The 24,991-nt window shown below is 58.9% G+C and carries 23 protein-coding genes; 20 read left to right on the top strand and 3 right to left on the bottom strand.

Annotated features, from left to right (window positions below):
* The first annotated feature begins 7 nt into the window (after nucleotides 1–7).
* The 18 genes from KP703_RS03810 (at nucleotide 8) to KP703_RS03725 (ending at nucleotide 19,265) form a co-directional block, all read left to right on the top strand.
* On the top strand, nucleotides 8–571 hold the full coding sequence (locus KP703_RS03810) for an NADH-quinone oxidoreductase subunit B family protein (RefSeq protein ID WP_043550655.1): 564 nt from the start codon (nucleotides 8–10) through the stop codon (nucleotides 569–571).
* A complete protein-coding gene (locus tag KP703_RS03805; RefSeq protein WP_373687433.1) occupies nucleotides 564–1,229 on the top strand; it encodes an NADH-quinone oxidoreductase subunit C in 666 nt (221 codons plus the stop codon). Before KP703_RS03810 ends, KP703_RS03805 begins: the two co-directional genes overlap by 8 nt.
* On the top strand, nucleotides 1,226–2,509 hold the full coding sequence (locus KP703_RS03800) for an NADH-quinone oxidoreductase subunit D (protein ID WP_062141875.1): 1,284 nt from the start codon (nucleotides 1,226–1,228) through the stop codon (nucleotides 2,507–2,509). The genes KP703_RS03805 and KP703_RS03800 overlap by 4 nt, the downstream gene beginning before the upstream one ends.
* The gene (locus tag KP703_RS03795) at nucleotides 2,506–3,147 is read left to right on the top strand and encodes an NAD(P)H-dependent oxidoreductase subunit E (protein WP_062250757.1); all 642 of its coding nucleotides are present in this window, start codon (nucleotides 2,506–2,508) and stop codon (nucleotides 3,145–3,147) included. The genes KP703_RS03800 and KP703_RS03795 overlap by 4 nt, the downstream gene beginning before the upstream one ends.
* A gap of 11 nt (nucleotides 3,148–3,158) precedes the next feature.
* Nucleotides 3,159–4,487 carry an NADH-quinone oxidoreductase subunit NuoF gene (gene nuoF, locus KP703_RS03790; protein WP_215753855.1) on the top strand — a complete coding sequence of 443 codons (1,329 nt, stop codon included), beginning with the start codon at nucleotides 3,159–3,161 and terminating at the stop codon, nucleotides 4,485–4,487.
* Between the two features lie 5 nt (nucleotides 4,488–4,492).
* Nucleotides 4,493–6,592, top strand: coding sequence for an NADH-quinone oxidoreductase subunit NuoG (nuoG, locus tag KP703_RS03785; protein ID WP_215753854.1), 2,100 nt, complete (start codon nucleotides 4,493–4,495; stop codon nucleotides 6,590–6,592).
* A 6-nt stretch (nucleotides 6,593–6,598) separates the two neighbouring features.
* A complete protein-coding gene (nuoH, locus tag KP703_RS03780) occupies nucleotides 6,599–7,627 on the top strand; it encodes an NADH-quinone oxidoreductase subunit NuoH (protein WP_062141871.1) in 1,029 nt (342 codons plus the stop codon).
* A complete protein-coding gene (gene nuoI / locus KP703_RS03775; RefSeq protein ID WP_043550664.1) occupies nucleotides 7,627–8,115 on the top strand; it encodes an NADH-quinone oxidoreductase subunit NuoI in 489 nt (162 codons plus the stop codon). The genes nuoH and nuoI overlap by 1 nt, the downstream gene beginning before the upstream one ends.
* Nucleotides 8,116–8,151: 36 nt before the next feature.
* Entirely contained in the window at nucleotides 8,152–8,868 is a 717-nt protein-coding gene (locus KP703_RS03770) for an NADH-quinone oxidoreductase subunit J (protein ID WP_215753853.1), read from the top strand.
* A complete protein-coding gene (gene nuoK / locus KP703_RS03765) occupies nucleotides 8,865–9,188 on the top strand; it encodes an NADH-quinone oxidoreductase subunit NuoK (protein WP_043550666.1) in 324 nt (107 codons plus the stop codon). The genes KP703_RS03770 and nuoK overlap by 4 nt, the downstream gene beginning before the upstream one ends.
* 8 nt (nucleotides 9,189–9,196) lie before the next feature.
* Nucleotides 9,197–11,137, top strand: coding sequence for an NADH-quinone oxidoreductase subunit L (gene nuoL, locus KP703_RS03760; protein WP_215753852.1), 1,941 nt, complete (start codon nucleotides 9,197–9,199; stop codon nucleotides 11,135–11,137).
* Nucleotides 11,138–11,200: 63 nt separating this feature from the next.
* A complete protein-coding gene (gene nuoN, locus KP703_RS03755; RefSeq protein WP_215753851.1) occupies nucleotides 11,201–12,643 on the top strand; it encodes an NADH-quinone oxidoreductase subunit NuoN in 1,443 nt (480 codons plus the stop codon).
* Entirely contained in the window at nucleotides 12,640–13,404 is a 765-nt protein-coding gene (locus KP703_RS03750; RefSeq protein ID WP_062250747.1) for a biotin--[acetyl-CoA-carboxylase] ligase, read from the top strand. The genes nuoN and KP703_RS03750 overlap by 4 nt, the downstream gene beginning before the upstream one ends.
* Nucleotides 13,388–14,200 carry a type III pantothenate kinase gene (locus KP703_RS03745; protein ID WP_062141866.1) on the top strand — a complete coding sequence of 271 codons (813 nt, stop codon included), beginning with the start codon at nucleotides 13,388–13,390 and terminating at the stop codon, nucleotides 14,198–14,200. Before KP703_RS03750 ends, KP703_RS03745 begins: the two co-directional genes overlap by 17 nt.
* Before the next feature lie 8 nt (nucleotides 14,201–14,208).
* Nucleotides 14,209–15,855 carry a ribonuclease J gene (locus KP703_RS03740; RefSeq protein ID WP_215753850.1) on the top strand — a complete coding sequence of 549 codons (1,647 nt, stop codon included), beginning with the start codon at nucleotides 14,209–14,211 and terminating at the stop codon, nucleotides 15,853–15,855.
* Between the two features lie 167 nt (nucleotides 15,856–16,022).
* Nucleotides 16,023–17,339 carry a proline--tRNA ligase gene (proS, locus tag KP703_RS03735; protein WP_062250743.1) on the top strand — a complete coding sequence of 439 codons (1,317 nt, stop codon included), beginning with the start codon at nucleotides 16,023–16,025 and terminating at the stop codon, nucleotides 17,337–17,339.
* A 2-nt stretch (nucleotides 17,340–17,341) separates the two neighbouring features.
* Nucleotides 17,342–18,589 carry a lipoprotein-releasing ABC transporter permease subunit gene (locus tag KP703_RS03730; RefSeq protein ID WP_215753929.1) on the top strand — a complete coding sequence of 416 codons (1,248 nt, stop codon included), beginning with the start codon at nucleotides 17,342–17,344 and terminating at the stop codon, nucleotides 18,587–18,589.
* Nucleotides 18,582–19,265, top strand: a complete 684-nt coding sequence (locus KP703_RS03725; RefSeq protein ID WP_215753849.1) for an ABC transporter ATP-binding protein — start codon at nucleotides 18,582–18,584, stop codon at nucleotides 19,263–19,265. The genes KP703_RS03730 and KP703_RS03725 overlap by 8 nt, the downstream gene beginning before the upstream one ends.
* Before the next feature lie 14 nt (nucleotides 19,266–19,279).
* On the opposite strand, the gene KP703_RS03720 is transcribed toward KP703_RS03725, so the two are convergent.
* On the bottom strand, nucleotides 19,280–19,765 hold the full coding sequence (locus KP703_RS03720) for a glutathione peroxidase (protein ID WP_215753848.1): 486 nt from the start codon (nucleotides 19,763–19,765) through the stop codon (nucleotides 19,280–19,282).
* Between the two features lie 278 nt (nucleotides 19,766–20,043).
* Here KP703_RS03720 and KP703_RS03715 point away from each other — a divergent pair, with 278 nt between their 5' ends.
* Both KP703_RS03715 and KP703_RS03710 read left to right on the top strand, forming a co-directional pair.
* Nucleotides 20,044–20,841: an IclR family transcriptional regulator gene (locus tag KP703_RS03715; protein WP_062141861.1), complete on the top strand. Its 798-nt coding sequence runs from the start codon at nucleotides 20,044–20,046 to the stop codon at nucleotides 20,839–20,841.
* Nucleotides 20,842–20,862: 21 nt separating this feature from the next.
* Entirely contained in the window at nucleotides 20,863–21,699 is an 837-nt protein-coding gene (locus tag KP703_RS03710) for a DUF3108 domain-containing protein (RefSeq protein WP_215753847.1), read from the top strand.
* A 98-nt stretch (nucleotides 21,700–21,797) separates the two neighbouring features.
* Here KP703_RS03710 and glmS read toward each other — a convergent pair whose 3' ends face one another.
* Both glmS and glmU read right to left on the bottom strand, forming a co-directional pair.
* Entirely contained in the window at nucleotides 21,798–23,621 is a 1,824-nt protein-coding gene (glmS, locus tag KP703_RS03705) for a glutamine--fructose-6-phosphate transaminase (isomerizing) (protein WP_062274472.1), read from the bottom strand.
* Nucleotides 23,621–24,967 carry a bifunctional UDP-N-acetylglucosamine diphosphorylase/glucosamine-1-phosphate N-acetyltransferase GlmU gene (glmU, locus tag KP703_RS03700; RefSeq protein WP_215753846.1) on the bottom strand — a complete coding sequence of 449 codons (1,347 nt, stop codon included), beginning with the start codon at nucleotides 24,965–24,967 and terminating at the stop codon, nucleotides 23,621–23,623. Before glmU ends, glmS begins: the two co-directional genes overlap by 1 nt.
* Nucleotides 24,968–24,991 lie beyond the last annotated feature (24 nt).

Below are 24,991 nucleotides of genomic sequence, written 5' to 3'. Positions count from 1 at the left end.
GCCGCCGATGTCTGCAAATCCGCAAGACGAAACCATTCTGTGGAATCGTGAAGCCCTTCCCCCCGGTCCGGAGCAGGATGCCGTGGTGCGAGGCATTACGGGCGCCATTGCCGAGAAGGGCTTTGTGGTTGCCAATCTGGACAAGCTGGTCAACTGGGGGCGCACAGGCAGCCTGTGGCCCATGTCCTTCGGGTTGGCGTGCTGCGCTGTGGAGATGATCCACGCCTATATGCCCCGGTACGATCTGGACCGCATGGGCATTATCCCGCGCGGTTCGCCCCGGCAGTCGGACGTGATGATCGTTGCGGGCACGCTGACCAACAAGATGGCCCCGGTTCTACGCCGTCTTTATGAGCAGATGGCAGAGCCACGTTGGGTCATTTCCATGGGGTCCTGCGCCAATGGGGGAGGGTATTACCACTACTCCTATTCCGTGGTGCGTGGGTGTGACCGGATTGTGCCGGTGGACGTCTATGTGCCCGGCTGCCCGCCTACGGCAGAAGCGCTGATTTACGGCATCATGCTGCTTCAGAAGAAAATTCGCCGCACCGGGACCATTCTCCGTGGTTGAGGCGCGTCTTTCTTCTCCGCAGCAGGTTAGCCTTCAGGGGCGCCTCGGGACTCTGGCCTTCATCTTCGCGACAGCCTGGCCGGATGTCTCATCCGCTGCTCTGGAGAAGGGTGAACTGGTGGTCCGCACGACCCGGGATCAGCTTTTGCCGCTCATGACCTTCCTGCGGGATGATCCGCAGTGCCGGTTTGAGCAGATGATGGATTTGTGCGGAGTGGACTATCCCAGCCGGGCTGAGCGGTTTGACGTGGTTTATAACCTGCTCTCCGTCACGCTGAACCAGCGCATCCGTGTGATTATCACCACGGATGAAGTTGCGCCGGTAGCATCCGTTTCAGGCCTTTGGCCGTGTGCCTGCTGGTGGGAGCGGGAATGTTACGATCTGTTCGGCGTGCAGTTTTCCGGCAACCCGGACATGCGGCGTATCCTGACGGATGACGGGTTTGAAGGCTACCCGCTGCGCAAGGATTTCCCGCTGACCGGGTATGAGGAAGTGCGCTACGACGTGGCAAGCCGACAGGTGGTGAAGGAGCCTGTCTCGCTTGCGCAGGATTTCCGTAATTTTGATTTCGTTTCCCCATGGGAAGGCATGCTGACCTTGCCGGGGGATGAGAAAGCGCACGAGGTCCGGCAACATATCAGGAGGTCACGCGGATGACAGACGCGGACAAAGGCATCCTGCTGAATGACGCAGACGCTATTCTGCGGACGGATATTCCGGAAAGCCTGCTGCCGGAGCAACAGGTGGAAGCGCGGGAACGCAAGACGCTGGAGATTGATTCCCATGCTCTAAATTTCGGGCCGCAGCATCCTTCCGCACATGGCGTGTTGCGTCTTGTGCTGGAAATGGAAGGTGAGCTTGTGGCGCGCACGGTGCCGCATATCGGGCTTCTGCATCGTGGCACGGAGAAACTGATAGAATACAAAACCTATCAGAAGGCGCTGCCCTATTTTGACCGGCTGGATTACGTCTCTCCCATGTGTGAAGAGCAGGCGTTTGCGCTGGCGACGGAAAAGCTTCTGGGAATTGAAATTCCCGAGCGTGCCCGCTGGTTGCGGGTGATGTTTGCGGAAATCACCCGTGTTCTAAACCACATTTTGAATATCACAGCGCTTGGTCTGGATTGTGGCGCGGTGACGCCTGCTCTGTGGGGGTATGAAGAGCGTGAAAAGCTGCTGGAGTTTTACGAGGCAGCTTCCGGCGCGCGCTTCCATGCCAATTATTTCCGCCCCGGTGGTGTGGCACAGGATCTTCCTGCGGGGCTGGAAGATAAAATTGGCGCATGGGCCAAAGAATTCCCGGCATGGATTGATCAGCTGGAAGGCCTGCTGACGGAAAACCGAATCTGGAAACAGCGCACGGTCGGGATTGGCGTTTTCACAGCCGAGCAGGCACTGGCCTGGGGATTTAGTGGCCCCTGCCTGCGGGCCTCCGGCGTGCCGTGGGACCTGCGCCGCACGCAGCCATATGACAACTACCATAAGGTGGAATTCAACGTGCCGGTGGCCCGACATGGGGATTGCTATGATCGCTATCTCGTTCGTGTTGCGGAAATGCGCGAGAGCGTCAGCATTATTGAGCAATGTCTGAATCAGATCCGCCCCGGGGACGTCAAAGTGCAGGACCCAAAATTCAGTCCGCCACCCCGTGCGGAAATGAAGCGCTCCATGGAAGCACTCATTCATCACTTCAAGCTGTTTAGTGAAGGGTATCATGTGCCGCCGGGGGCCACGTATACCGCCGTGGAAAGCCCGAAAGGTGAGTTCGGGGTGTATCTGGTGGCTGATGGCAGCAACAAGCCATATCGCTGCAAAATCCGCCCGACAGGTTTTGCGCATTTGCAGGCTCTGGATGAACTGTCCCGCCGCTCCATGCTTGCCGATATGGTGGCGGTTCTTGGCTCGCTCGATCTGGTTTTCGGGGAGGTTGACCGATGAATACACACCGGACACCGCAGGAACAGCCTGATAGCTTTGCTTTCGATAGTGCGTCCGAGGCAGAAATTGTGACTGTGCTCGCCAAATATCCTGAAGAGCGCAAAGCCAGTGCGGTTATGCCGCTGCTCTATATTGCTCAGCGGCAAATGGGGCGGGAAACCGGAAGTGCATGGGTGCCTGTGGCAGCTATGGATGAAATTGCGCGTCGGCTGGAAATGGCCGCCATCCGGGTTTATGAGGTGGCGTCTTTCTACACCATGTTCAACACAAAGCCTGTGGGCCGCTACCATTTGCAGGTTTGTACCACAACGCCATGCTGGCTGCGGGGTTCAGATGATGTTGTGGCAGCCTGCAAGCGTGCGACCGGCATTGCGGGTTTTGGCGAGACCAGCGCAGACGGGCAGTTCACCCTGACACAGGTGGAGTGTCTCGGCGCGTGTTCCAATGCGCCTATCCTGCAGGTTGATGATGATTTTTATGAAGACATGGACGGCCCGCGCACTGTGGCGCTGATTGACGCGCTGCGCAAAGGAGAACGTCCGCCTGCCGGCCCGACAATCAACCGTTGCGGCTCTGCTCCGGAAGGCGGCCGTAAGACGCTGATGGATTCTGTCCATTCGATTTCTGAAAACAAGTAGGAGAGACGGGCATGTTGCAGGACAAGGACCGGATCTTCACAAATCTCTACGGCCAGGATGACTGGCGGTTAGAGGGCGCGCGTAAGCGGGGAGACTGGCAGAATACAGCGGAGATTCTGGCAAAAGGGCAGGATGCCATTGTTGCGGAAATGAAGGCATCCGGCCTGCGCGGTCGCGGCGGAGCCGGGTTCCCGACCGGGCTGAAATGGTCCTTCATGCCCAAAAAGTCCGATGGCAGGCCGCATTACCTGGTGATCAATGGCGATGAGTCAGAGCCGGGAACCTGTAAAGATCGCGAAATTCTCAGGCATGAACCGCATAAGCTGATTGAAAGTGCTCTGATTGCCTCCTTCGCCATGGGTGCGCATGCAGCCTATATCTACGTGCGTGGCGAGTTTTTTAATGAAGCCGCCCATCTTCAGACTGCGGTGGAGGAAGCCTATGCTGCCGGACTGATTGGCAAAAATGCCTCTGGATCCGGTTGGGATTTTGATTTCTTCATTCATCGCGGTGCCGGGGCGTATATCTGTGGGGAAGAAACGGCCCTGCTGGAAAGTCTGGAAGGCAAAAAAGGCCAGCCACGGATGAAGCCGCCATTCCCCGCCGGGGCAGGGCTTTATGGGTGCCCGACTACTGTGAATAATGTGGAAAGCATTGCCGTGACCTCCACCATTCTGCGGCGGGGGGCGGCATGGTTCGTTGGGCTGGGGCGGCCTAACAATGCGGGCAGCAAGCTGATGGCTATTTCCGGCCATGTGAACACGCCGTGTGTTTTTGAAGAAGAACTTGGGGTGCCGCTGAAAGAAATTATCGAAAAACATGGCGGTGGCGTTCGGGGTGGCTGGGATAATCTTCTGGCCGTCATCCCGGGCGGATGCTCGGTGCCGGTTTTGCCAAAATCCGTGTGTGAAACTGTGCTGATGGATTATGACAGTCTGCGCGCCGAGCGTTCCGGTCTGGGCACGGGCTGCATGATTGTCATGGACAAATCGACCGACATTATTGAAGCCATTGCCCGGTTCTCACGCTTTTTCAAACATGAAAGCTGCGGGCAGTGCACCCCGTGCCGGGAAGGAACCGGCTGGATGATGCGCATGATGGACCGGATGGTTCAGGGCCGGGCGGAACTGGATGAAATTGACCTGCTGGAGCAGGTGACCCGTCAGGTAGAAGGCCACACCATTTGCGCGCTGGGTGATGCCGCCGCATGGCCGATTCAGGGCCTTATCCGCCATTTCCGGCCGGAAATGGAAGAACGCATCCGCCAGTATAAGGCAGCACATGGCGGCACGGGGCTGGTTCAGGTGCCAGCATCCGGCGTGCCAGTGGCTGCGGAGTAAACGCTATGGTGAGGGTGATTGTTGATGGCACTCCTGTTGATGTGCCAGCCGGTTTCAGCGCCTTGCAGGCCTGTGAGGCTGCGGGCAAGGAAATTCCGCGCTTTTGCTATCACGAACGGCTTTCCGTAGCCGGTAACTGCCGGATGTGCCTTGTGCAGGTAGTGCGTGCGCCTAAGCCGGTTGCCTCCTGTGGCTTCCCGGTTTCCGAGGGGATGGAAATTCTGACGGACACTGAGATGGTGCGTCGTGCCCGCCGTGCGGTCATGGAGTTCCTGTTGATCAATCACCCGTTAGATTGCCCGATCTGCGATCAGGGTGGTGAGTGTGATTTGCAGGATCAGGCATACGGGTATGGCACCGGGGTATCTCGCTATCATGAGCCCAAGCGGGCCGTAACGGATAAAGACCTCGGTCCGCTGGTCAAAACCGTCATGACGCGCTGCATCCAGTGTACACGGTGCGTGCGCTTCACTACGGAAGTGGCCGGAACGCCGGAACTGGGGATGGTCTCCCGTGGCGAAAATGCGGAAATCACCACCTACGTGGAAAAAGCGCTGACGTCTGAACTATCTGGCAACCTGATTGATATCTGCCCGGTGGGCGCGCTGACGGCCAAGCCCTCCGCCTTTCATGCCCGTTCCTGGGAATACAAAAAGACTGACAGTATTGATGTGATGGATGCTGTTGGCACCAACATCCAGATTCAGGCGCGTGGCGGTGAGGTCATGCGGATTGTGCCGCGCGTGAATGATGAGGTGAATGAAGAATGGCTGTCTGACAAAGGGCGTTTTTCAGTTGACGGGCTTAAGCGCAGGCGGCTGGATCGCCCGTGGGTGCGGGTGCATGGCAAGCTGATGCAGGCGTCCTGGCAGGAGGCTTTTGTATCTCTTGCGCGGCGTCTGGATGGGGTTTCTGGCTATCAGATCGGTGCCATTGTGGGGGATCTGTGCGATGCGGAAAGCCTGTGTGCGCTGAAAGACCTGATGACGTCTCTGGGCTCGCCCAATCTCGATTGCCGTCAGGATAACGCCTGGTATGACCTCAGTGCGCGGGAAGGCTATCTGTTTAACAGCGGCATTCTCGGCATAGAGGAGGCCGATGCCCTTCTGCTGGTGGGAACACATCCTCGGCACGAGGCTCCGGTGCTGAATGCCCGTATTCGTAAACGCTTTCTGGATTCCGGGCGCGGCCGCTTCCCGATTGCCATGATCGGACACCCGCTGACGGACCCAACCTATCCGGCTGAGTTGCTTGGGGATGGGCCGGAAGTTCTGGAAAAGCTTCTTGATGGTAGTCATCCTTTTGCCGAAACTCTGAAAACCGCAAAGCGGCCCATGATTATCATCGGTCATGGTGCGCTGACCCGCCCTGACGCATCAGCCATTTATGACGCCTGTAAAAAACTGGCAGCTCAAACGGGGGCAATCGCAGAGGGCTGGAACGGGCTGAACGTCCTGCATATAGCGGCTTCACGCGTTGGGGCGCTGGATCTCGGCTTCCTGCCCGGTACGCGCGGGCGCAACGCCAGCGGCATGCTGCGTGGTGGCGTTGATGTTCTCTGGCTTCTGGGCGCTGATGAATTCCCGATTGATAAAATCGGGGCTGACACGTTCGTGGTCTATCAGGGCCACCATGGCGATGCTGCCGCCGCTCGCGCCGATATTATCCTGCCGGGAGCGGCCTACACCGAAAAGCCGGGAACGTATGTGAATACGGAAGGCCGCGTGCAGCGGGGCTTCCGGGCTGTTTTCCCGCCCGGCGAGGCGCGGGAAGACTGGCGTATTCTTCGCGCTTTTTCTGAAGTGATCGGCAAAACACTGCCCTATGACACACTGGATGCTCTGCGGGACCGGATGGCAGAGGTCAATCCAGTCTTCCGGCAGATCGGGGCTGTTGCTCAGCCGATTACGCAGATTGAAGGGCAGGGCGCATCCGCACCGACTGTGCCGGCGGTTTCCGCAGCGCAGGAGGAGGGGCTTGCTGCAAGCGCTTTCAGACCGGTGATGCAGGATTACTACCAGACCAACCCCATCAGCCGGGCCAGCCCCACCATGGCGGACTGTTCCCGTGTTTACGGGCCTGTGCGTGCAGTAGCGGCGGAGTAAGGGCGAATGGCGCAGTTTTTTTATCATACGCTCGCAGGCCAGATTATCCTGATGCTGCTGGAAACACTGGCCGTTCTGGTGCCGTTGCTGATTGCCGTGGCGTATCTGACGCTTATGGAACGCAAGGTGATGGCGGCCATGCAGCGTCGGCGCGGGCCGAATGTGAACGGCCCGTTCGGGATGTTTCAGGCATTTGCCGATGCTATCAAGATGATCATGAAGGAAACGGTTATTCCCGCCGGGGCAAACCGGGCGCTGTTTCTCTTTGCACCGTTTCTCACCTTTTCTCTCGCCATGCTGGCCTGGGCAGTTATTCCAACCGGAAACGGTCTGGCCGTGGCGGATATCAATGTTGGCATTTTGTATCTGCTCGCCATTTCCTCGCTTGGGGTTTACGGCATTCTGATTGCCGGGTGGGCGTCCAATTCCCGCTATGCCTTTCTGGGTGGACTGCGGTCTGCCGCGCAGATGGTCTCGTATGAAGTGTCCATCGGGCTGGTCATTGTCTCCGTCCTGCTGGCCGTTGGCAGCCTGAACCTGAATGATATTGTGCTGGCCCAGCGCCATATCTGGTTCTGCGTGCCCATGTTCCCGATGTTTATCGTCTTCTTCATTTCGGCGCTCGCGGAAACTAATCGTGCGCCGTTTGACCTGCCGGAAGGCGAGAGTGAACTCGTGGCCGGGTTCTTTGTGGAATATTCGTCACTGGCCTTCGGTCTCTTTTTCCTTGGTGAATATGCAAACATGATCCTGATGTCAGGCATGATTAGCATTCTGTTTCTGGGAGGCTGGCTGCCACCGCTAGGGTTGGCGCCCTTTACATGGGTGCCCGGACCGCTGTGGCTGATTTTTAAAATTCTGTTCTGTCTGTTTGTCTTTATCTGGATCCGGGCAACATTCCCGCGCTTCCGGTATGACCAGCTGATGCGTCTTGGCTGGAAAGTCTTCCTGCCGCTGTCACTGGTCTGGATGATTGCAACGGCTGGTTTCCTGATGGCCACAGGCCTGTTGCCACAGGTAGGAGGCGTAAACTGATGGGCGCTTTAACACGCACGTTCCGCTCGTTCCTGCTGACAGAACTTGTCGGTGGGATGGCTTCAACATTCAAAATGATGTTCCAGCCGAAGGTGACGCTGAACTACCCGTATGAAAAAGGGCCGCTCTCGCCGCGCTTTCGCGGGGAACACGCCCTGCGGCGTTACCCGAATGGGGAAGAGCGCTGCATTGCCTGTAAACTTTGCGAAGCAACGTGCCCGGCGGAAGCTATTACGATTGAGGCGGAAGAGCGCGATGATGGCTCCCGCCGCACCACGCGTTACGATATCGACATGACAAAATGCATCTATTGCGGTCTGTGCGAGGAAGCCTGCCCGGTGGATGCCATTGTCGAAGGGCCGAATTACGAATTCGCTACAGAAACACGGGAAGAGTTGCTCTACGACAAGGATAAGCTCCTTGAAAATGGAGACCGGTGGGAAGCCTTGCTAGCCCGTCGGCTGGAATACGATGCCCCGTATCGTTAACCCCGTGCAGCCCCGGCTGGGGCAGGAGGCCGGCTGATGTTGGCGCAGGTTGTTTTTTACGTTTTTGCCGCCGTGTTGCTGATGTCTGCTTGTATGGTCATTAGTGTGCGCAACCCGGTGCATGCGGTGCTGTTTCTTATTCTGGCGTTTTTCAATGCATCCGGACTGTTTCTCATCGCTGGAGCCGAGTTCCTGGCGATGCTGCTGGTCATTGTCTATGTCGGCGCGGTGGCGGTCCTGTTCCTGTTTGTCGTCATGATGCTGGATGTTGATTTCACGCAACTGCGGGAAGGCTTACAGCGTAACGCGCCTATTGGGGCGTGTGTTGGGGGCATCCTGTTTGCCGAGCTCGTTATGGCTATGAGCAACTGGAGCATGGCTCCGGCCAGTGCGGGGGGGGGAGTGCAGGCGGCTCCCGGCCTGACCAACACGGCGGCTTTGGGCACGCTGATCTATACCCACTACGTGTTGCTGTTTCAGGCCTGCGGGCTGGTGCTTCTCGTCGCCATGATCGGGGCCATTGTGCTCACCCTCCGTCAAACCGGTAGCGGGCGTCGGCAGAATATCGAAAAACAGCATGCACGCACACGTGAAGAGACGCTGGAGCTTGTGCAACTGCCACTTGGCGAAAACGTGTTGGAGCAGGGTGGTTTTCTGCGCCCCCGAACCTCGTATTACGAAATTGCTGCTCCTGGCTCTTACGGTTCTAATGAGCAGCGCAAAGAGGCGGAAAAAGAGGAGACTGGCGCATGACACCGGCAATCGCTCCTATCGGGCTTGGGCCTTATCTTGTGGTCAGTGCGGCGCTGCTGGTGCTGGGGGTGCTGGGTATTTTTCTTAACCGGAAGAATATCATCATCATCCTGATGTCCATGGAGCTCATTCTTCTGGCGGCCAATCTGAATTTTGTGGCGTTTTCCTCCGCGCATGGAGATCTCTCCGGGCAGGTGATGGTGCTGTTTGTGCTCACCATTGCCGCAGCGGAAGCCGCCATCGGGCTGGCGATTGTCACGGTGTATTTCCGTAACCGTGGCTCGATCCAGGTCGAAGACGTCACGATGATGAAGGGATGAGCGGACTCATGCAGACCGATCTTCACCTGTTTGCCGCAGCCGTGACTCTGCCTCTGGCGGGTGCCGTTGTGGCAGGGCTTGGTGGTCGCCTGATGGGCGACACCATGGCCAAAATCGTGACGCTGCTGTGCATGGGTGTTGCCTCCCTGTGCGGGGTGGGAGCGCTGTATGGCGGCTGGACCTCCGGCTTTGGCCCCTCTGCCGTGCCGCTGGCGGACTGGATCAATGCAGGCGGCTTTCACGCCACATGGACCCTGCGGTTCGATACGCTTTCTGTGACCATGGCAGCCATGGTGCTCTGCATCTCGCTGCTGGTTCACTGCTACAGCCTTGGCTATATGAGCCATGAGAGCATGCCGGTTTATCGGTTTTTTGCGTATCTCTCGCTGTTTACCTTCGCCATGCTCATGCTGGTGTCGTCCTCGGACCTCATTCAGCTGTTTTTCGGATGGGAAGGGGTTGGCCTCGCCAGTTATCTGCTCATTGGCTATTGGTATGACCGTCCGGCCGCCACGGCTGCGGCCATCAAGGCCTTTGTGGTCAACCGCGTGGCAGACTTGTTTTTCCTCGTCGGGATTGGCCTGATTTATGTCCAGTTCCAGTCCGTGCGGTATGAAGATATTTTTGCCGCCGTGCCGCAGGTTGCCGGGGCACCTTACACGCTGTTCGGGCAGTCCTTTCGGATGGTGGAAATTATCAGCTTCCTGCTGTTTGTCGGAGCCATGGGGAAATCAGCACAGCTTTTCCTGCACACATGGCTACCGGACGCCATGGAAGGTCCAACCCCTGTCTCGGCGCTGATTCACGCGGCCACCATGGTGACGGCTGGCGTCTTCCTGATGGCGCGGATGTCGCCCTTGCTGGAGGTTGCACCGAACACGCGCCTGTTCGTGATATTTATTGGTGCCACCACCTGTTTTTTTGCCGCCACGGTCGGCATGGTGCAGCCGGATATTAAACGGAGCATTGCCTATTCCACGTGCTCCCAGCTGGGGTATATGTTCGCGGCTGTCGGCGTAGGAGCGTATCAGGCGTCCGTTTTTCACCTGACAACACATGCCTTTTTCAAAGCGCTGCTGTTCCTGGGAGCCGGTTCCGTGATCCATGCCATGCATGATGAACAGAACATGTTCCGCATGGGCGGGCTGTGGAAAAAACTGCCACTGACGTATGCAGTGATGTGGATTGGTAGTCTGGCGCTGGCCGGCGTGTTCCCCTTTGCCGGCTACTGGTCAAAAGACGCCATCCTCAACACGCTTTGGGCGGCGGATAGCGGCATGAGCCATTATGCGTGGACGCTGGGCGTCATTACGGCTTTCCTAACGGCCTTTTACAGCTGGCGTCTGATCTTTCTGGTATTCCACGGTGCGCCAGCGGATGCACAAATGCGGGATACCGCGCATGAAAGCCCGCTTTCCATGACTATTCCGCTGGTGCTGCTGGCAATCGGGTCTGTGGTGAGCGGGATTGCGCTGGCTCCGTATTATATCGGCACGCAGCAGGCCGCGTTCTGGCAAGGCAGCATCTTCAATGCGCCGGATAACAGTATCATGGAAATCTTTGAGCATGTGCCGGGACTGGTGGCGCTTCTGCCTTCTGTGGTCGGGCTGGCGGGTATTGCTGTGGCGTATGTGTTCTATATTGCCAGACCGGATCTGCCGGGAGCGCTGGCTCGCTCCTGTGGCCCGCTTTATCGGTTCCTGCTCAACAAATGGTATTTTGATGAGCTGTATGACCGCATTTTTGTCCGGCCTTATACCGCCCTCGCCCGTATTCTCTGGAAAGACGGCGAGGAAGGGGCGGTTGAAGGCCTCCCGCGTGATCTGGTGCAGGCGACGGCCAACGGCGCGTCTGATGCTATCCGTCTGCAAACCGGGTCCATCGCGTTCTATGCGTTCACCATGCTGGCGGGGCTGGTCGTGGTGCTGACCGTAGCCCTCTGCGGGTGAGGAGACTGAAATGACCCACGCTGTCTTTCCTGTTTTCTCCTGCTCTGAACGGAGTGCCGAGCCATGAGTGCTGCATCGGTTAACTGGACGCTGGCTCTGCCGGAAATCGCGCTCGCACTGGCGGGGCTGGTTATTCTTGTGTTTGGCGTGCTGCAGCGGGRAGGGAAGGGCATTGTCTCCTGCACCCTGCTGACGGTCGCAGCGTTTGTCGGCTGTGGTGTGCTGGTAGCTCTCTCTCCAGACGGCATGGCGTATGCTGGCACCTTTGTGAATGACGGCTTTGCTCGCTTCATGAAAATGCTGGCTCTGCTTGGCGGCCTGGTGGCGCTGGTGCTGACGCTCAGCTACCGTACGGAAGAGCGCACGCCGCTTCCGTTTGAAACCGGGGTGCTGATCCTGTTTTCAACCCTCGGCGCGCTGATCATGGCGTCCTCCGCCAACCTGATGACGCTGTTTGTCGGGCTGGAGTTGTCCTCGCTCTCCATTTACATCCTGTGCGCGCTGGAGCGGGATGATGTCACGTCCTCCGAGGCCGGGCTGAAATATTTCGTTCTCGGGTCTCTGGCGTCCGGTCTGCTGCTGTATGGCATGTCTCTGATCTATGGGTATGCCGGGACCATGGCCTATACCGGGCTGATTGCCGCCATTCAGCAAACAGCAACGCTGCCCAGCGGGCTGATGGTCGGCCTTGTGTTCCTTGTGGTGGGGCTGAGCTTCAAGCTCTCGGTCGTGCCGTTCCACATGTGGACCCCGGATGTGTATCAGGGCGCGCCCACGCCCATTACCGCCTATATGGCAGGCGCTCCCAAATTTGCGGCCTTTGCGCTGTTCCTGCGCGTGATGAGTGGCCCGTTTGGCTCTATGGCTCCGCGCTGGCAGATCCTGATTGAAACCCTGTCTATCCTCTCAATGGTCTATGGCGCGTTTGCAGCCATTCCGCAGACCAACATCAAACGGCTGATGGCCTACTCCTCTATCGGCCATATGGGCTACGCGCTCATGGGACTGGCAGCGGCCTCCACCAATGGCGTGCGGGCCACGCTGGTTTATCTGGCGGCCTATCTGGTCATGAATGCCGGGGTATTCGCCGTGATTACGGCCATGCGTCGCAGAGGGCATGAAGTGACCTCCATTTCTGACCTGGCCGGTCTGGGTCGGACAGACCCCGGACTGGCGGCTGCGCTGGCGGTGTTCATGTTCAGCATGGTCGGCGCGCCGCCACTGGCGGGTTTTTTCGGGAAACTGATGGTTTTTGCTGCAGCATGGCAATCCGGGCTTTACGTTCTGGTGGCGATCGGGGCAGTCTCGAGCGTTATTGGTGCGTATTACTATCTGCGGGTGGTGAAGGTGATGTATTTTGATGCCTCTGCGGAGGGGCTGGACCGGCCAGCAGGCAGCCTCCTGTTTGTCTCGGGCAGCATGGGGCTGGCGACAGTATTCTTTATTCTCGCTCTTGGCCCGCTGATGGCTATGGCCCGACAGGCTGCTCTGGCCCTTGGCGGATGAGTGAGCCGACGGCAGCCTGGCGGCTGGAATGTTATGAGGAACTGACGTCAACCTCCGATGTCTGTCTGGAACGCGCCCGCACTGGAGAAGCACCGGGGCTGGCGCTTCTGGCATTGCGGCAGACAAAAGGGCGCGGTAGCCGGGGGCGCAACTGGGCCAATGCCGGGCAAAGTCTTGCCTTTTCTGTTCTGCTGGATGCGGGGCAGGCGGGGCTGGACGCCTTGGGGGGCTGGCCCTTTGTTGCGTCGCTGGCGTTTTTTGAAGGGCTGGCGACGAGCGTTCCCGCAGCGCGAGACCGGCTGATGATCAAATGGCCGAATGATATTCTGCTGGACGGTCAGAAGCTCGGTGGCATCCTGATCGAGCGGGAAGGGCCGATGCTGGTCATCGGCATGGGGGCTAACCTCGTGCAGCCGCCGGAGGAAGCGCAGATTGGCCGGAGAGCGGCCTCTTTAGGGCAATGTGGGCCGGTACCGCCGCCTGCTGATGTGGCCCGCGCCATTCTCGCGCAGTTGGCGCACTGGTGTGCTGTCTGGCAGCAGGATGGCTTTGCCGTTTTGTGTGCGGAATGGCGGAAACGTGCACATCCTGTGGGCACGCCTCTTGTCGTAAGCGGCGGGACTACTTATGAAAAGGGCCAGTTTGCAGGGCTTGCCGCTGATGGACGGCTTCTGCTTGAGACGGAACAGGGCATGAAAACGATCGCAACAGGGGATATCCTGCTGGCAGAACAGGGGGCTGACGTTGCTTCTCGTCATTGATGCTGGCAACACGAATGTCGTGTTTGCCGTGCATGATGGCGAAAAATGGCGGGGTGTCTGGCGCATTACCATGCAGGCCCAGCGCACGTCTGATGAGTACGCGGTCTGGTTGCTGGCTCTGCTGAAGATGCAGGGGATTGCGGCGGATGATATTGAAGGCGCTGTGATTGGCACGGTGGTGCCCGCAGCGCTCTACCATCTGCGCACCTTGTGCCGCCAATGGTTTGCGGTGGAGCCGCTGCTGGCCTCCGCCCGGCTGGACTGGGGATTTTCCATCAAAATGGATAATCCGGACGAAGTTGGCGTGGACCGGCTTTTAAACGGGCTTGCGGCACACCATCTGTACGGTGGTCCGTTGACGGTGATTGATTTTGGCACCGCCACAACCTTTGATGTGGTGGATGCAGAGGGCAGCTATTGCGGGGGTGTAATTGCACCGGGCATCAACCTTTCGGTTGAGGCTCTGCATCAGGCAGCCGCACGGTTGCCGAGAATAGGAATTGGACGCCCGGCGGTGGATTCCGTCATTGGGCGTAATACAGTGGCCGCTATGCGGTCAGGCGTGTTCTGGGGTTACGTGGGTTTGATCGAGGGGATCGTCGAGAGGATCAGGCAGGAAGTCGGGCAAAACATGAAGGTGCTCGCAACTGGCGGTCTGGCTCCGCTCTTCTCGGAAGGCACAACGGTGTTTGATCACGTGGATTCAATGCTGACCCTTAACGGGCTGCGGATATTGGCGGGGCGGAATCCCTTGCCGCGTCTCACAATCGAAAAAGACTTTTTGACAGAAGGGTAGTACTACTTATGACAGAACAGAACGGCGATCTCGTCTTTCTGCCCCTGGGCGGAACGGGTGAGATTGGCATGAATCTGAATCTCTATCGCCTTGGGGAAACCTGGCTGGCGATAGATTGCGGCATCGGCTTTAGCGGGAATGACACCCCGGAAGCAGAAATTCTGGTGCCGGACCCCACCTTTATTGCGGAGCGCAAGGATAAGCTGGCCGGTCTGGTCATCACCCATGCGCATGAGGATCACATTGGCGCCGTCGCGCATGTGTGGCCGCTGCTGCAATGCCCGGTGTACGTGACGCCGTTTGCAGGTGCCGTGCTGCGCCGCAAGCTGGGTGAAGCGCGTCTGCTCCAGCAGGTGCCTATTCACGTCATTCCCTGTGGCGGTGAGTTCAAGGTCGGCCCGTTTGATCTGGAATTCATCCCCGTTACCCACTCTGTGCCGGAAGCACAGGCTGTTGTGCTGCGCACGCCCGATGGCGTGATCGTGCATACGGGTGACTGGAAGCTGGACCCCGATCCGCTGGTTGGCCCGCCGACAGACGTCAAGCGTCTGAAGGAAGTGGGGGATGAAGGCGTTCTGGCGCTGGTGTGTGACAGCACCAACGTGATGAGTTCCGGCCCCTCCCGTTCGGAATCCGAAGTGCGTCGCAGCATGACGGACCTCATCAGCGGGCTGAAGGGACGCATTGCCGTCACCTGCTTTGCTTCCAACGTGGCGCGTGTGGAAACCATCGCCATGGCCGCTCAGGCTGCTGGCCGCACGGTGGTGCTGGTTGGCCGGTCTCTGCGCAATCTGGATGTGGCGGCGCGTGAGTGCGGCTATCTGTCCGGTGTGCTGCCGTTCCTGACGGAGCAGGACGTGAATGACGTGCCGGATGATCAGATCGTCATGATCATCACCGGCAGTCAGGGTGAGCCGCGCTCCGCTCTGTCCCGCATTTCTCTGGATATGCACCCGAATGTGTCCCTCGGTGAGGGCGATACGGTGATTTATTCCAGCCGTATGATTCCGGGCAACGAGCGCGCCATCATGGCGGTGCAGGATAACCTTTCCCGTCGCGGTGTGCGCGTGATTACGGACAAGGAAGCCTTTGTGCATGTGTCCGGTCACGCGACGGGCGATGATGTGCGCACCATGTATGATCTGGTCCGGCCGAAATATGCCGTGCCGGTGCATGGCGAATGGCGCCATCTGACGGCCCATGCCGCTCTGGCTCAGGAAAAGGACATCGCGCCGATCCTGCTGGAAGATGGTGACATCCTGCGTCTCGCCCCCGGCAAGGTGGAAGTGGTCGATACCGCACCGTCTGGTCGTCTGGCTCTGGATGCCGGGCGTCTGCTGCCCATGAACGGTGGCGTGCTGGCGGCTCGCCGCAAGATGCTGTTCAACGGTGTGGTGATTGCCAGCTTTGCGGTGGATGACGAAGGCTTCGTTATCGGTGAGCCGAAAGTCAGCGCCCCCGGTCTGCTGGACCCGGATGATCTGGAAAGCGTGCGCGTGCGCGAAGAATTCGCCAACGCGATTGATGTGATCCCTGACGAACTGCGGAGCGATGACCAGTCCTTCCGGGATGCTGCCAAAACTGCGCTGCGTCGCGCTCTTAGCCGCAAACTTCAGAAGCGTCCGCTGGTGGATGTTCACGTTCTGCGCGTCTGACGCGCAGAACCATACCCTGCGTCGGGCAGGGTAAAAACGGCGACTAAAAGAAGACCTGCATCAGGCGGGTTTTCTTTGTCGCCGCACTGTTTTAGAGCAGATTACAGAGTAAAATTTCAGAGTGAGACCGCCTGTGGTCTCACCTGCCAGACAAGGCTGAGTGCACCATGCGTCTTTCGCGTAGTTTTCTTCCCACGCTTAAGGAAAACCCGGCAGAGGCGCAGATCGTCTCGCATCGGCTCATGCTGCGGGCTGGTCTGATCCGGCAGACGGCATCCGGCATTTATGCCTGGCTCCCCGCAGGCCTGAAGGTTCTGCGCAATATCAGCCAGATCGTGCGGGAAGAGCAGGACCGGATTGGCGCGCAGGAAGTGCTCATGCCCACGCTTCAGTCCGCTGACCTGTGGAAGCGTTCCGGTCGGTATGACGCGTATGGCCCGGAAATGCTCCGCATTCAGGATCGTCATAAACGCGAGCTGCTTTACGGGCCGACCAATGAGGAAATGATCACCGATCTGTTCGGGCAGGCTGTGAAGTCCTACAAGGATCTTCCGCAGATGCTGTATCATATTCAGTGGAAATTCCGCGATGAAGTGCGTCCGCGTTTTGGCGTGATGCGTGGCCGTGAATTCCTGATGAAAGATGCCTACAGCTTTGATCTGGATTACGACTCTGCTGTTGCCACCTATCGCCGCATGCTGTTGGCTTACCTGCGCACGTTCCAGCGTCTGGGTGTGCGGGCCGTGCCGATGCGTGCCGATACCGGGCCGATTGGTGGTGAACTGAGCCACGAATTCCTGATCCTCGCCCCCACAGGGGAAAGCGGCGTGTTTTATGATGCTGCTCTCGAAGAGCAGGACTGGCTGGATGAGCCGGTGAATGTGGAAGACCCCAAAGCGCTGGAAGTTTTCTACAAGCGCGTCACCACGCCGTATGCCGCCACCGATGAAATGCACGATACCGCCGCATGGGATGCCGTGCCGGAAGACCGCCGTCGGGAAGGGCGTGGCGTGGAAGTGGGGCATATTTTCCACTTTGGTACCAAATATACCCAATCCATGGATGTGACGGTCAGCGGGCCGGAAGGCACGCCGGTCTATCCGGAAATGGGGTCTTACGGTATTGGCGTCTCCCGTCTGGCGGGGGCCATTATTGAAGCCAGCCATGATGATGCCGGCATTATCTGGCCGGATGCGGTCGCACCCTTCCGTGCGGTGATCATCAACCTGAAGGTTGGTGATGAGACCTGTGACGCCATGTGTGAGCAGATCTACAACACCAATATCGAAGCCTTCCTGTATGACGACCGGACGGACCGGGCCGGTGCGAAATTCGCAGATGCGGACCTGATGGGCCATCCCTGGCAGATCGTCGTCGGCCCGCGTAGCGCCAAGGAAGGCCGCGTGGAGCTCAAGCGCCGCGCAACGGGCGAGCGCAAGGAAGTCAGTGTGGAAGACGCTCTCGCTCTGGTGCTGGCAGACTGATGATGTTTGGTCCCTTCGAGCGGGCCGTGGCAGGCCGCTACCTTCGGGCACGGCGCGGGGAACGCTTTGTTTCCGTCATTGCCATTTTCTCGCTCGTGGGGATTGCCCTCGGGGTCGCCACGCTCATCATCGTCATGGCGGTGATGAATGGCTTTCAGGCGGACCTGATGGGCCGTATTCTCGGCCTGAATGGGGATCTGAGCATTTACGGCGCAGGCCGCACCATTTCTCAGTATGAGAATGTTGCGGCTCGGGTGCGGAAAGTGCCCGGCGTTATCAGCGCAACCCCGCTTATTGAAGGGCAGGTGCTGCTTAGTGCGGGGTCTTACAATTCCGGCGGGGTGGTGCATGGCATGACCCGGCAGGGCTTGCTGGACCTGAAAGGCGTCAGTTCCTCGCTGGTGGCGGGCACGCTGGATGATTTCGGCAGTGACGATTCCATCGCCATTGGCGTGACGCTGGCGGATCGTGCGGGGTTGTCCATTGGCTCACGCATCACGCTGGTTTCGCCCGATGGGGCGGCCACGGCGTTTGGCACCGTACCTCGCGTGCGTGCCTATCATGTGGTGGCCATTTTTGATGCGGGCGTGAACGACTACAATTCCAGCTACGTCTTCCTGCCAATGCACGCCGCGCAGGTCTATTTCCAGATGCCTGACAAGGTGACCCAGATTCAGGTCATGGCGAAGGATGAGCAGAACATTCGCCCGGTGACGATGCGGATTGTGAATGCCATCGGAGAACCCGGCCTGCGGGTGCTGGACTGGACCAATGCCAACAATGCTCTGTTTGGCGCGGTGCAGGTGGAACAGAACGTTATGTTCCTGATCCTGACGCTGATCATTCTGGTCGCAGCCTTTAACGTCATTTCTTCCCTGATCATGATGGTGAAGGACAAGACGGGCGATATTGCCGTGCTGCGCACCATTGGGGCCAGCCGAGGGGCCATTATGCGCATCTTCCTGATGTGCGGGGCTTCTGTTGGTGTCACCGGCACCGTGGCCGGAACGCTGCTGGGCGTGGTGTTCTGTGAGAATATCGAGCGGATTCGTCAGGCGCTGCAGAAGCTGACCGGCACGAATCTGTTTAACCCGGAGGTTTATTACCTCGAACACCTTCCGGCTAAGCTGGTCTGGGGGCAGGTGGGCGAAGTGATCGCCATGGCTCTGACCCTCTCTCTGCTCGCCACGCTGTATCCCTCATGGCGTGCGGCAAAAACTGATCCTGTGGAGGCATTGCGCCATGAGTAATGTCGCCCTCAGCCTGCGTGGCGTGAAGAAGACCTACAAAAGCGGGGAAGATGGCACGCTGCCTGTTTTGCAGGGTGTGGACTTCACCCTGCATGCAGGTGAGATTGTCGCGCTTGTGGCTCCCTCGGGCACCGGGAAATCCACGCTGCTGCATCTGGCTGGCCTGCTGGATACGCCGGATGAGGGCGAGATCGAGATCTGCGGGCAGCGGACGTACGGCCTGCCCGAAGCGGGGCGCACGGCGTTGCGGCGTGACCAGATTGGCTTTGTCTATCAGTTCCACCACCTGCTGGCGGAGTTCACAGCGCGTGAGAACGTCATGCTGCCGCAGATGATTGCTGGCGTCCGCAAGGCCGAGGCACGTCAGAAAGCGGAAAAGCTTCTGGACATGTTTGGTCTGGCGCACCGCGTGAGCCACCTGCCGGGCAAGCTGTCCGGTGGTGAGCAGCAGCGTGTGGCCATTGCCCGTGCGCTGGCCAATACCCCTGCGCTGCTGCTGGCGGATGAACCGACTGGTAATCTGGATGTGCGCACAGCAGACGCCGTGTTCTCGGAACTGATGGCGGCTGTGCGTGGGCAGGGGCTGGCGGCTCTGGTCGCCACCCATAATGAAGAACTCCTGACCCGCATGGACCGGGTGGTCACGCTGCGGGATGGGCTGATCGTTCCTCGTTAAACGCTAAACCCGGCTCAGGGGTTCAGGATCACACGTTCCACCGCTTTGGTCACACGGGCGGAGGTGGGGGACGTAATGCTGGAAAACCAGTCGACAGGTTTACCCTTCCGGTTGGTCAGATATTTGTAGAAGTTCCAGCGGGGGCGGGCCAGAAAACCGCACTCCTTGTCCAGCCAGCGGAACAGCGGAATGGTGTGGGGGCCTTTTACCGGGGAGCGAGCCGCCATAGGAAAGCTCACGCCGTAGTTCCGGTGGCAGAAAGACGCAATATCGGAGGCCGTTCCCGGCTCCTGCGCCCCAAAATCGTTGCTGGGAATCCCGATAACAACCAGCCCCATGCTGCGGAACTGGTACCACAGGGCCTGAAGCCCTTCATATTGCGGGGTGAAGCCGCATTTGGAGGCCGTGTTCACAATCAGAACGGGCCGGCCACGGTAATCAGCCAGATTGATCTCACCACCTTCAAGGGCGGGGAGGGTAAAATCATAGAGTGTGGTCACGGTCAGGCACTCATCTTTACGACATTGACGGGACTTGTGTCTGTCCTGTTTAGCGTAAGAGAACCAAAGGAGCGAGTGTGGAGGGGGAGATGTGTCAGATCAGAAAAGTCCGGGGGGAAGCCTGCTGCCCTGTTCCGGGTTCTTGTCAGGCTTCCACCAGAATAGTCTGCGGTAGGATCGAGTTCTGATTTTTATTGTTCATTATATTGAACTCGATCCCGTATTTGGAATAATGAGGGTAAGGCCCCTCTTTGTCAACAAGGAAAATAAGAAACGGCATGTCCAAATCTCATGATTCTGTGCCCGCCCTGCGCCGGGCTGTGCGCATTCTTGATCTGGTGAAAAGCACAGAGCGCCCGCCGCTTGCGGCTGATATCGCCCGCCAGCTTGAACTGCCCCGCAGCACAGTCCACGGGCTGGTGGCGGTTATGGTGGAACTGGGGCTGCTGGAAAAAACCGTCACACAAGGCTATCGGCTGGGCGCGCGCCTGCTGGACTGGGCCGGAGGGGTGACGGAACGGCGGGATCTGGTGACGGAATTTTACCAGACTCTGGAAAGCTTCTCGGACCTCGCGGCCTTCACGGTCACACTCACGGTGCTGGAAGATACGGAAGTGGTCTACATGGCCTGCCGGAACAGTGCCACGGTGCTGGGCGCGTCCTTCCGCGTCGGCATGCGTCTGCCTGCCATATTTACGGCCACAGGCAATGCCATGCTGGCCGAGATGGACGATAACGCCTTCCGGGAATGGCTGACCCTGCATCCAGCTTCAACATGGCCGGAACCGCTGACGCCCAACGGTATCCGCTCAGTTACGACTCTGGTACGGGAAATCGCGGAAATCAGAGAGCGTGGTTACGCCGTGGATGATGAACAGATTCATGATGGTCTGTGGTGCTTCGGCGCAGGGGTGAAGGATCATTCCGGGCGCATGGTGGCGGGGGTAGGACTGAGCCTGCCGCAAACTGAGCTTGGCCGTTATGATGTCAGCCAGCTGGGGCGCATGGCTGGGGCTCTGGCGCAGGCGCTTTCCCGCCGGTTGGGGTATCGTCCTGTGCAGGCCGAGTCTGTCTGAGGCCGTTTGAAAAGGAATGCTATGCCGCGTTTACGTTTGCTGTCCGGTGGGGCCGCTCTTTTGAGGTCTCTTGTGCCGGGCCTGTGTGCCGGACTTTTACTGGTGGGCGGGTGTGGCTCTGTCGCGCGCGCTGATGCCGCGTTGCCTCAGACTGTCGTGAACTATCGTGTTTATGCGCATGGCTTCAACGTCATGGATATTCAGGCATCCTATCGGCTGAGCGAGACGCAATATGGGGTTGCCGCCCATATCAGGACAGGCGGGTTTTTCGGCCTGTTCATGAAAACGAATTTGCAGACCAGTGCTCAGGGGCAGTTTGCGGGTCAGACCGCAGAGCCTGCCGCGTATGATAGCGTGGGCTGGTCTCGTGGCCGGAACCGCCATGTCTCTCTGGCCTATCGGGATCAGATGCCTGTGGTCACCCAGCTTGACCCGGCCGAGACGGATCGGGAAGTTGTGCCTGACGCAGACAAAAAGGGGGCCATCGATACCCTCGCTGCGTTGATGAATTTGCTGCATCAGGTCCGCACCACCCAGACCTGTAGCGGGCAGGCCAAAGTTTTTGATGGCATGCGTTTGAGCACACTCTCCATGCACCCGGTTGGCTTACAACGCCTTCCTTCCGGCGGTCCGCTGGAATGGGGTGAAGATGCGCTGCGGTGTGATTTTGTGGCGCAGCAGACTGAAGGCTTCAAGTTTAACAGCGAGAAGAGCAAGTTGCGGAACCCGCAGCCGGGCCGGGCGTGGTTTGAAAAAATAGGAGAAGCCGGTTTTGTAGCGGTGCGGGTTGAGATCGATCACCCCAAACTTGGCCGCATTACCATTCTTCTGGACGGGACGCCGAAGCAGGCGACCTGAAAAAACAAAAACGTGCGGTGCCCAGGTCTGAGAGTTTTCTCAGGACACAGTGCGCCGCACGTTTTGTCAGACTCGTCTAAAACTGTGTGAACGTCGGCTTATTCGACCGTTACTGACTTTGCGAGGTTGCGCGGCTGGTCCACATCCGTGCCTTTCAGCACAGCAACCTCATAGGCCAGCATCTGCACCGGAATGGTTTGCAGGATGGGGGCCACAAAATCATGCACATGTGGCAGCACAACCATATCTTCCGCTATGGCGGAGACGCGCTCAGCCCCCTTGGTGTCTGTAAAGACCAGCAGGCGACCGCCACGAGCCTTGGCTTCCTGCAGGTTAGAGAGCGTCTTATCAAACAGCGGGGTGTAGGGCGCGCTGGCAACAATCGGCACAGTCCGGTCGATCAGGGAAATCGGCCCGTGTTTCATCTCGCCCGCGGCATAGGCTTCCGCGTGGATGTAAGTGATTTCCTTGAGCTTCAGCGCGCCTTCCATGGCGACGGGGAACATGCTGCCCCGGCCCAGATAGAGCACATCCCGCGCTTCCGCCACGACCTGCGCCATACGGCGGACAGCTTCACCCTGCGTGAAGACTTCCGCCGCACGGCTGGGCAGATCAAGCAGGGCGGAGACCAGTTCTTCCTCACCCAGAGCATCCAGCGTGCCACGGGCGCGGGCGGTAGCAATGGTCAGGCAGGCCAGAACCGTTAGCTGCGCGGTAAAGGCTTTGGTGGAGGCCACGGAAATTTCCGGACCGGCCACGGTGCCCAGCACAACATCACTTTCACGCGCCATGGTGCTGTGCTCCACATTGAGCACGGAGAGGATATGAACAGCTTTTTCCCGCAGGCTGCGCAGAGCGGCCAGCGTATCGGCAGTCTCACCGGACTGAGAAATGAGCAGACCAAGAGAGCCGGCTGTGAGGGGCGGATTGCGATACCGCATCTCACTGGCGACATCGATATCCACCGGCAGGCGGGCAATATCTTCCAGCCAGTATCGACCAATCATACCGGCATAAAAGGCTGAGCCACAGGCGGTAATGACGGCGCGTGGCACGGAAGCCAGATCAAACGGCATCTCCGGCAGCATCACGCGGCGGCTGGCCGGGTCCACCATGCGCTGCAGCGTCTGCCCGATAACCAGCGGATGCTCGTGCAACTCTTTTTCCATGTAATGGCGGTAGCCATCTTTGCCGATGGAGCCTGCGGCGAGAGCTGTTGTCTGCTCCTTGCGCGTAACAGGCGTGCCATCAAACCGCATGAAGTCCGCCCCGGCGGGGGTAATCACCACGCAGTCGCCATCTTCCATGTAGGTAATGCGGCGGGTCAGCGGGGCGAGGGCGAGGGAGTCAGACCCCAGGAACATTTCCCCGTCACCATAGCCAACAGCCAGAGGCGCGCTGTGGCAGGCGCCGATCATCAGGCCTTCATGACCAGCAAAGATCATGGCGACGGCATAAGCGCCTTCAAGGCGGTTCAGGGTTTTAAGAGCGGCCTCTTTCGGGGCAAGCCCCTGCGTCAGATAGTAATCCACCATCAGGGCGATGGTTTCGCTGTCCGTTTCCGTCTGGAAAACCTGTCCGACGGCTTCCAACTCCCGGCGCAGCGTCTCAAAGTTTTCAATAATGCCGTTATGGACAATCGCCACGCGTTCCGTGCCATGCGGGTGCGCATTGCAGGCGGTGGGCGCACCATGCGTGGCCCAGCGGGTGTGACCAATGCCTGTGGTGCCGCCCAGTGGGCTTTCTTCCAGCAGGCGGCCGAGATTATCCAGCTTGCCCGCAGCCCGGCGGCGTTCAACCCGCCCATCAACCAGCGTTGCAATACCTGCGGAGTCATAACCGCGATATTCCAGCCGGCGCAGACCTTCAAAGACAATCGGGGTGGCGTGTCGCAGGCCGACAACGCCGCATATGCCACACATCAGCCGTTTTCCTTTCGGGCTTTGAGAGTTTCCTTAAAACGTTTGCCCAGTTCGGGCTTGTTTTCCTGCCGGGGGCGGCCAAAGGCCATGGCGTCTTCCGGCACGTCTTTGGTAATCACACTGCCCGCAGCAATCAGCGCATTGGTGCCAATGCTGACCGGAGCCACCAGAATGGAATTGGAGCCGACAAAAACCCGGTCCCCAATGGTCGTTTTGTGTTTGAAGAAGCCGTCATAATTGCAGGTAATCGTGCCTGCCCCAACATTCGAGCTGGTGCCAACGGACGCATCCCCCAGATAGGTCAGATGGTTGGCTTTTGCGCCATCACCCAGGGTGGTGTTTTTCACTTCCACAAAATTGCCCACGCAGGCCGCTGTGCCGATGGTGGTGCCGGGGCGCAGGCGTGCATACGGGCCAATAATGGCATCTGCCTGCACGGTGCAGCCTTCCAGATGGCTGAAAGCCCGGATTTCAGCGCCGCTTTCAACCGTCACTCCGGGGCCAAACACCACATGCGGCTCTACCAGTACATCCGGGGCCAGTGTGGTGTCGGCGCAGAAGAATACCGTCTCTGGAGCAACCAGCGTCACACCGTTTTCCATGGCTTTCTGCCGGAGGCGATCTTGCAGGGCGGCTTCGGCTTCTGCCAGCTCCATACGGGAATTGATGCCGCGCAGTTCGTCTTCTGCGGCTTCCACAGCATGGACGCGCACCCCATCGGCCACGGCACAATCCACCACATCTGTCAGGTAGAATTCGCCTTTGGCGTTGTCATTCTTCACGCTGTGCAGCCAGCGGCGGAAGGTGGCGGCATCCGCGCACAGCACGCCGGCATTGCACAGGTCAATAGCCCGCTCTTCCGGCGTGGCATCGGCCCATTCCACAATCCGTTCCACAAGCCCGTCCTGCGCAATCACGCGGCCATAGCGGCCCGGTTCAGCAGGGCGCATGGCCAGAAGAGCCAGTCCCACATCCGGCGCATGCCGGGCTTCCAGCAGGCGGCTGAGCGTGTCTGCTGAAATCAGTGGATTATCGGCATAGAGAACGGCCACATCGCCATCCCCAAAATAAGCTTCCGCCTGCAACGCGGCGTGCGCTGTGCCCAGCCGTTCATGCTGGATGACGACGGGGTAGGGCGCAGCCAGCTCGGCCACATCGCCCATTTCCGGGCCGATCACGACAACCAGCCGGTCAAACACTTCTGCCGCGCTGGCGATCAGATGGGCCAGCATGGGCCTGCCTGCCAGACGCTGCATGGCCTTGGGGCGGGAGGATTTCATACGGGTGCCAAGCCCGGCAGCAAGCAGGACGGCAGTGGCGGGACGGGATGCGGGAGAAGACGTCATGATCCACTTGCGGTAAGCCAAGCT

This window comes from Acetobacter sp. P5B1 (assembly GCF_018811985.1).
Lineage (GTDB): Bacteria > Pseudomonadota > Alphaproteobacteria > Acetobacterales > Acetobacteraceae > Acetobacter > Acetobacter cerevisiae.
The sequence above is the reverse complement of the archived record's forward strand: the minus strand, read 5'-3'. Positions and strand labels throughout refer to the sequence as shown.

Coding starts and splice junctions, on each gene's coding strand:
- nuoF (WP_215753855.1), top strand. CDS start 3,159: ATGTTGCAGGACAAGGACCGGATCTTCACAAATCTCTACGGCCAGGAT.
- KP703_RS03770 (WP_215753853.1), top strand. CDS start 8,152: ATGTTGGCGCAGGTTGTTTTTTACGTTTTTGCCGCCGTGTTGCTGATG.
- KP703_RS03715 (WP_062141861.1), top strand. CDS start 20,044: ATGTCCAAATCTCATGATTCTGTGCCCGCCCTGCGCCGGGCTGTGCGC.
- nuoK (WP_043550666.1), top strand. CDS start 8,865: ATGACACCGGCAATCGCTCCTATCGGGCTTGGGCCTTATCTTGTGGTC.
- KP703_RS03800 (WP_062141875.1), top strand. CDS start 1,226: ATGACAGACGCGGACAAAGGCATCCTGCTGAATGACGCAGACGCTATT.
- nuoL (WP_215753852.1), top strand. CDS start 9,197: ATGCAGACCGATCTTCACCTGTTTGCCGCAGCCGTGACTCTGCCTCTG.
- glmS (WP_062274472.1), bottom strand. CDS start 23,621: ATGTGTGGCATATGCGGCGTTGTCGGCCTGCGACACGCCACCCCGATT.
- KP703_RS03710 (WP_215753847.1), top strand. CDS start 20,863: ATGCCGCGTTTACGTTTGCTGTCCGGTGGGGCCGCTCTTTTGAGGTCT.
- KP703_RS03750 (WP_062250747.1), top strand. CDS start 12,640: ATGAGTGAGCCGACGGCAGCCTGGCGGCTGGAATGTTATGAGGAACTG.
- glmU (WP_215753846.1), bottom strand. CDS start 24,967: ATGACGTCTTCTCCCGCATCCCGTCCCGCCACTGCCGTCCTGCTTGCT.
- nuoI (WP_043550664.1), top strand. CDS start 7,627: ATGGGCGCTTTAACACGCACGTTCCGCTCGTTCCTGCTGACAGAACTT.
- KP703_RS03740 (WP_215753850.1), top strand. CDS start 14,209: ATGACAGAACAGAACGGCGATCTCGTCTTTCTGCCCCTGGGCGGAACG.
- nuoG (WP_215753854.1), top strand. CDS start 4,493: ATGGTGAGGGTGATTGTTGATGGCACTCCTGTTGATGTGCCAGCCGGT.
- proS (WP_062250743.1), top strand. CDS start 16,023: ATGCGTCTTTCGCGTAGTTTTCTTCCCACGCTTAAGGAAAACCCGGCA.
- nuoH (WP_062141871.1), top strand. CDS start 6,599: ATGGCGCAGTTTTTTTATCATACGCTCGCAGGCCAGATTATCCTGATG.
- KP703_RS03810 (WP_043550655.1), top strand. CDS start 8: ATGTCTGCAAATCCGCAAGACGAAACCATTCTGTGGAATCGTGAAGCC.
- KP703_RS03795 (WP_062250757.1), top strand. CDS start 2,506: ATGAATACACACCGGACACCGCAGGAACAGCCTGATAGCTTTGCTTTC.
- KP703_RS03725 (WP_215753849.1), top strand. CDS start 18,582: ATGAGTAATGTCGCCCTCAGCCTGCGTGGCGTGAAGAAGACCTACAAA.
- KP703_RS03730 (WP_215753929.1), top strand. CDS start 17,342: ATGTTTGGTCCCTTCGAGCGGGCCGTGGCAGGCCGCTACCTTCGGGCA.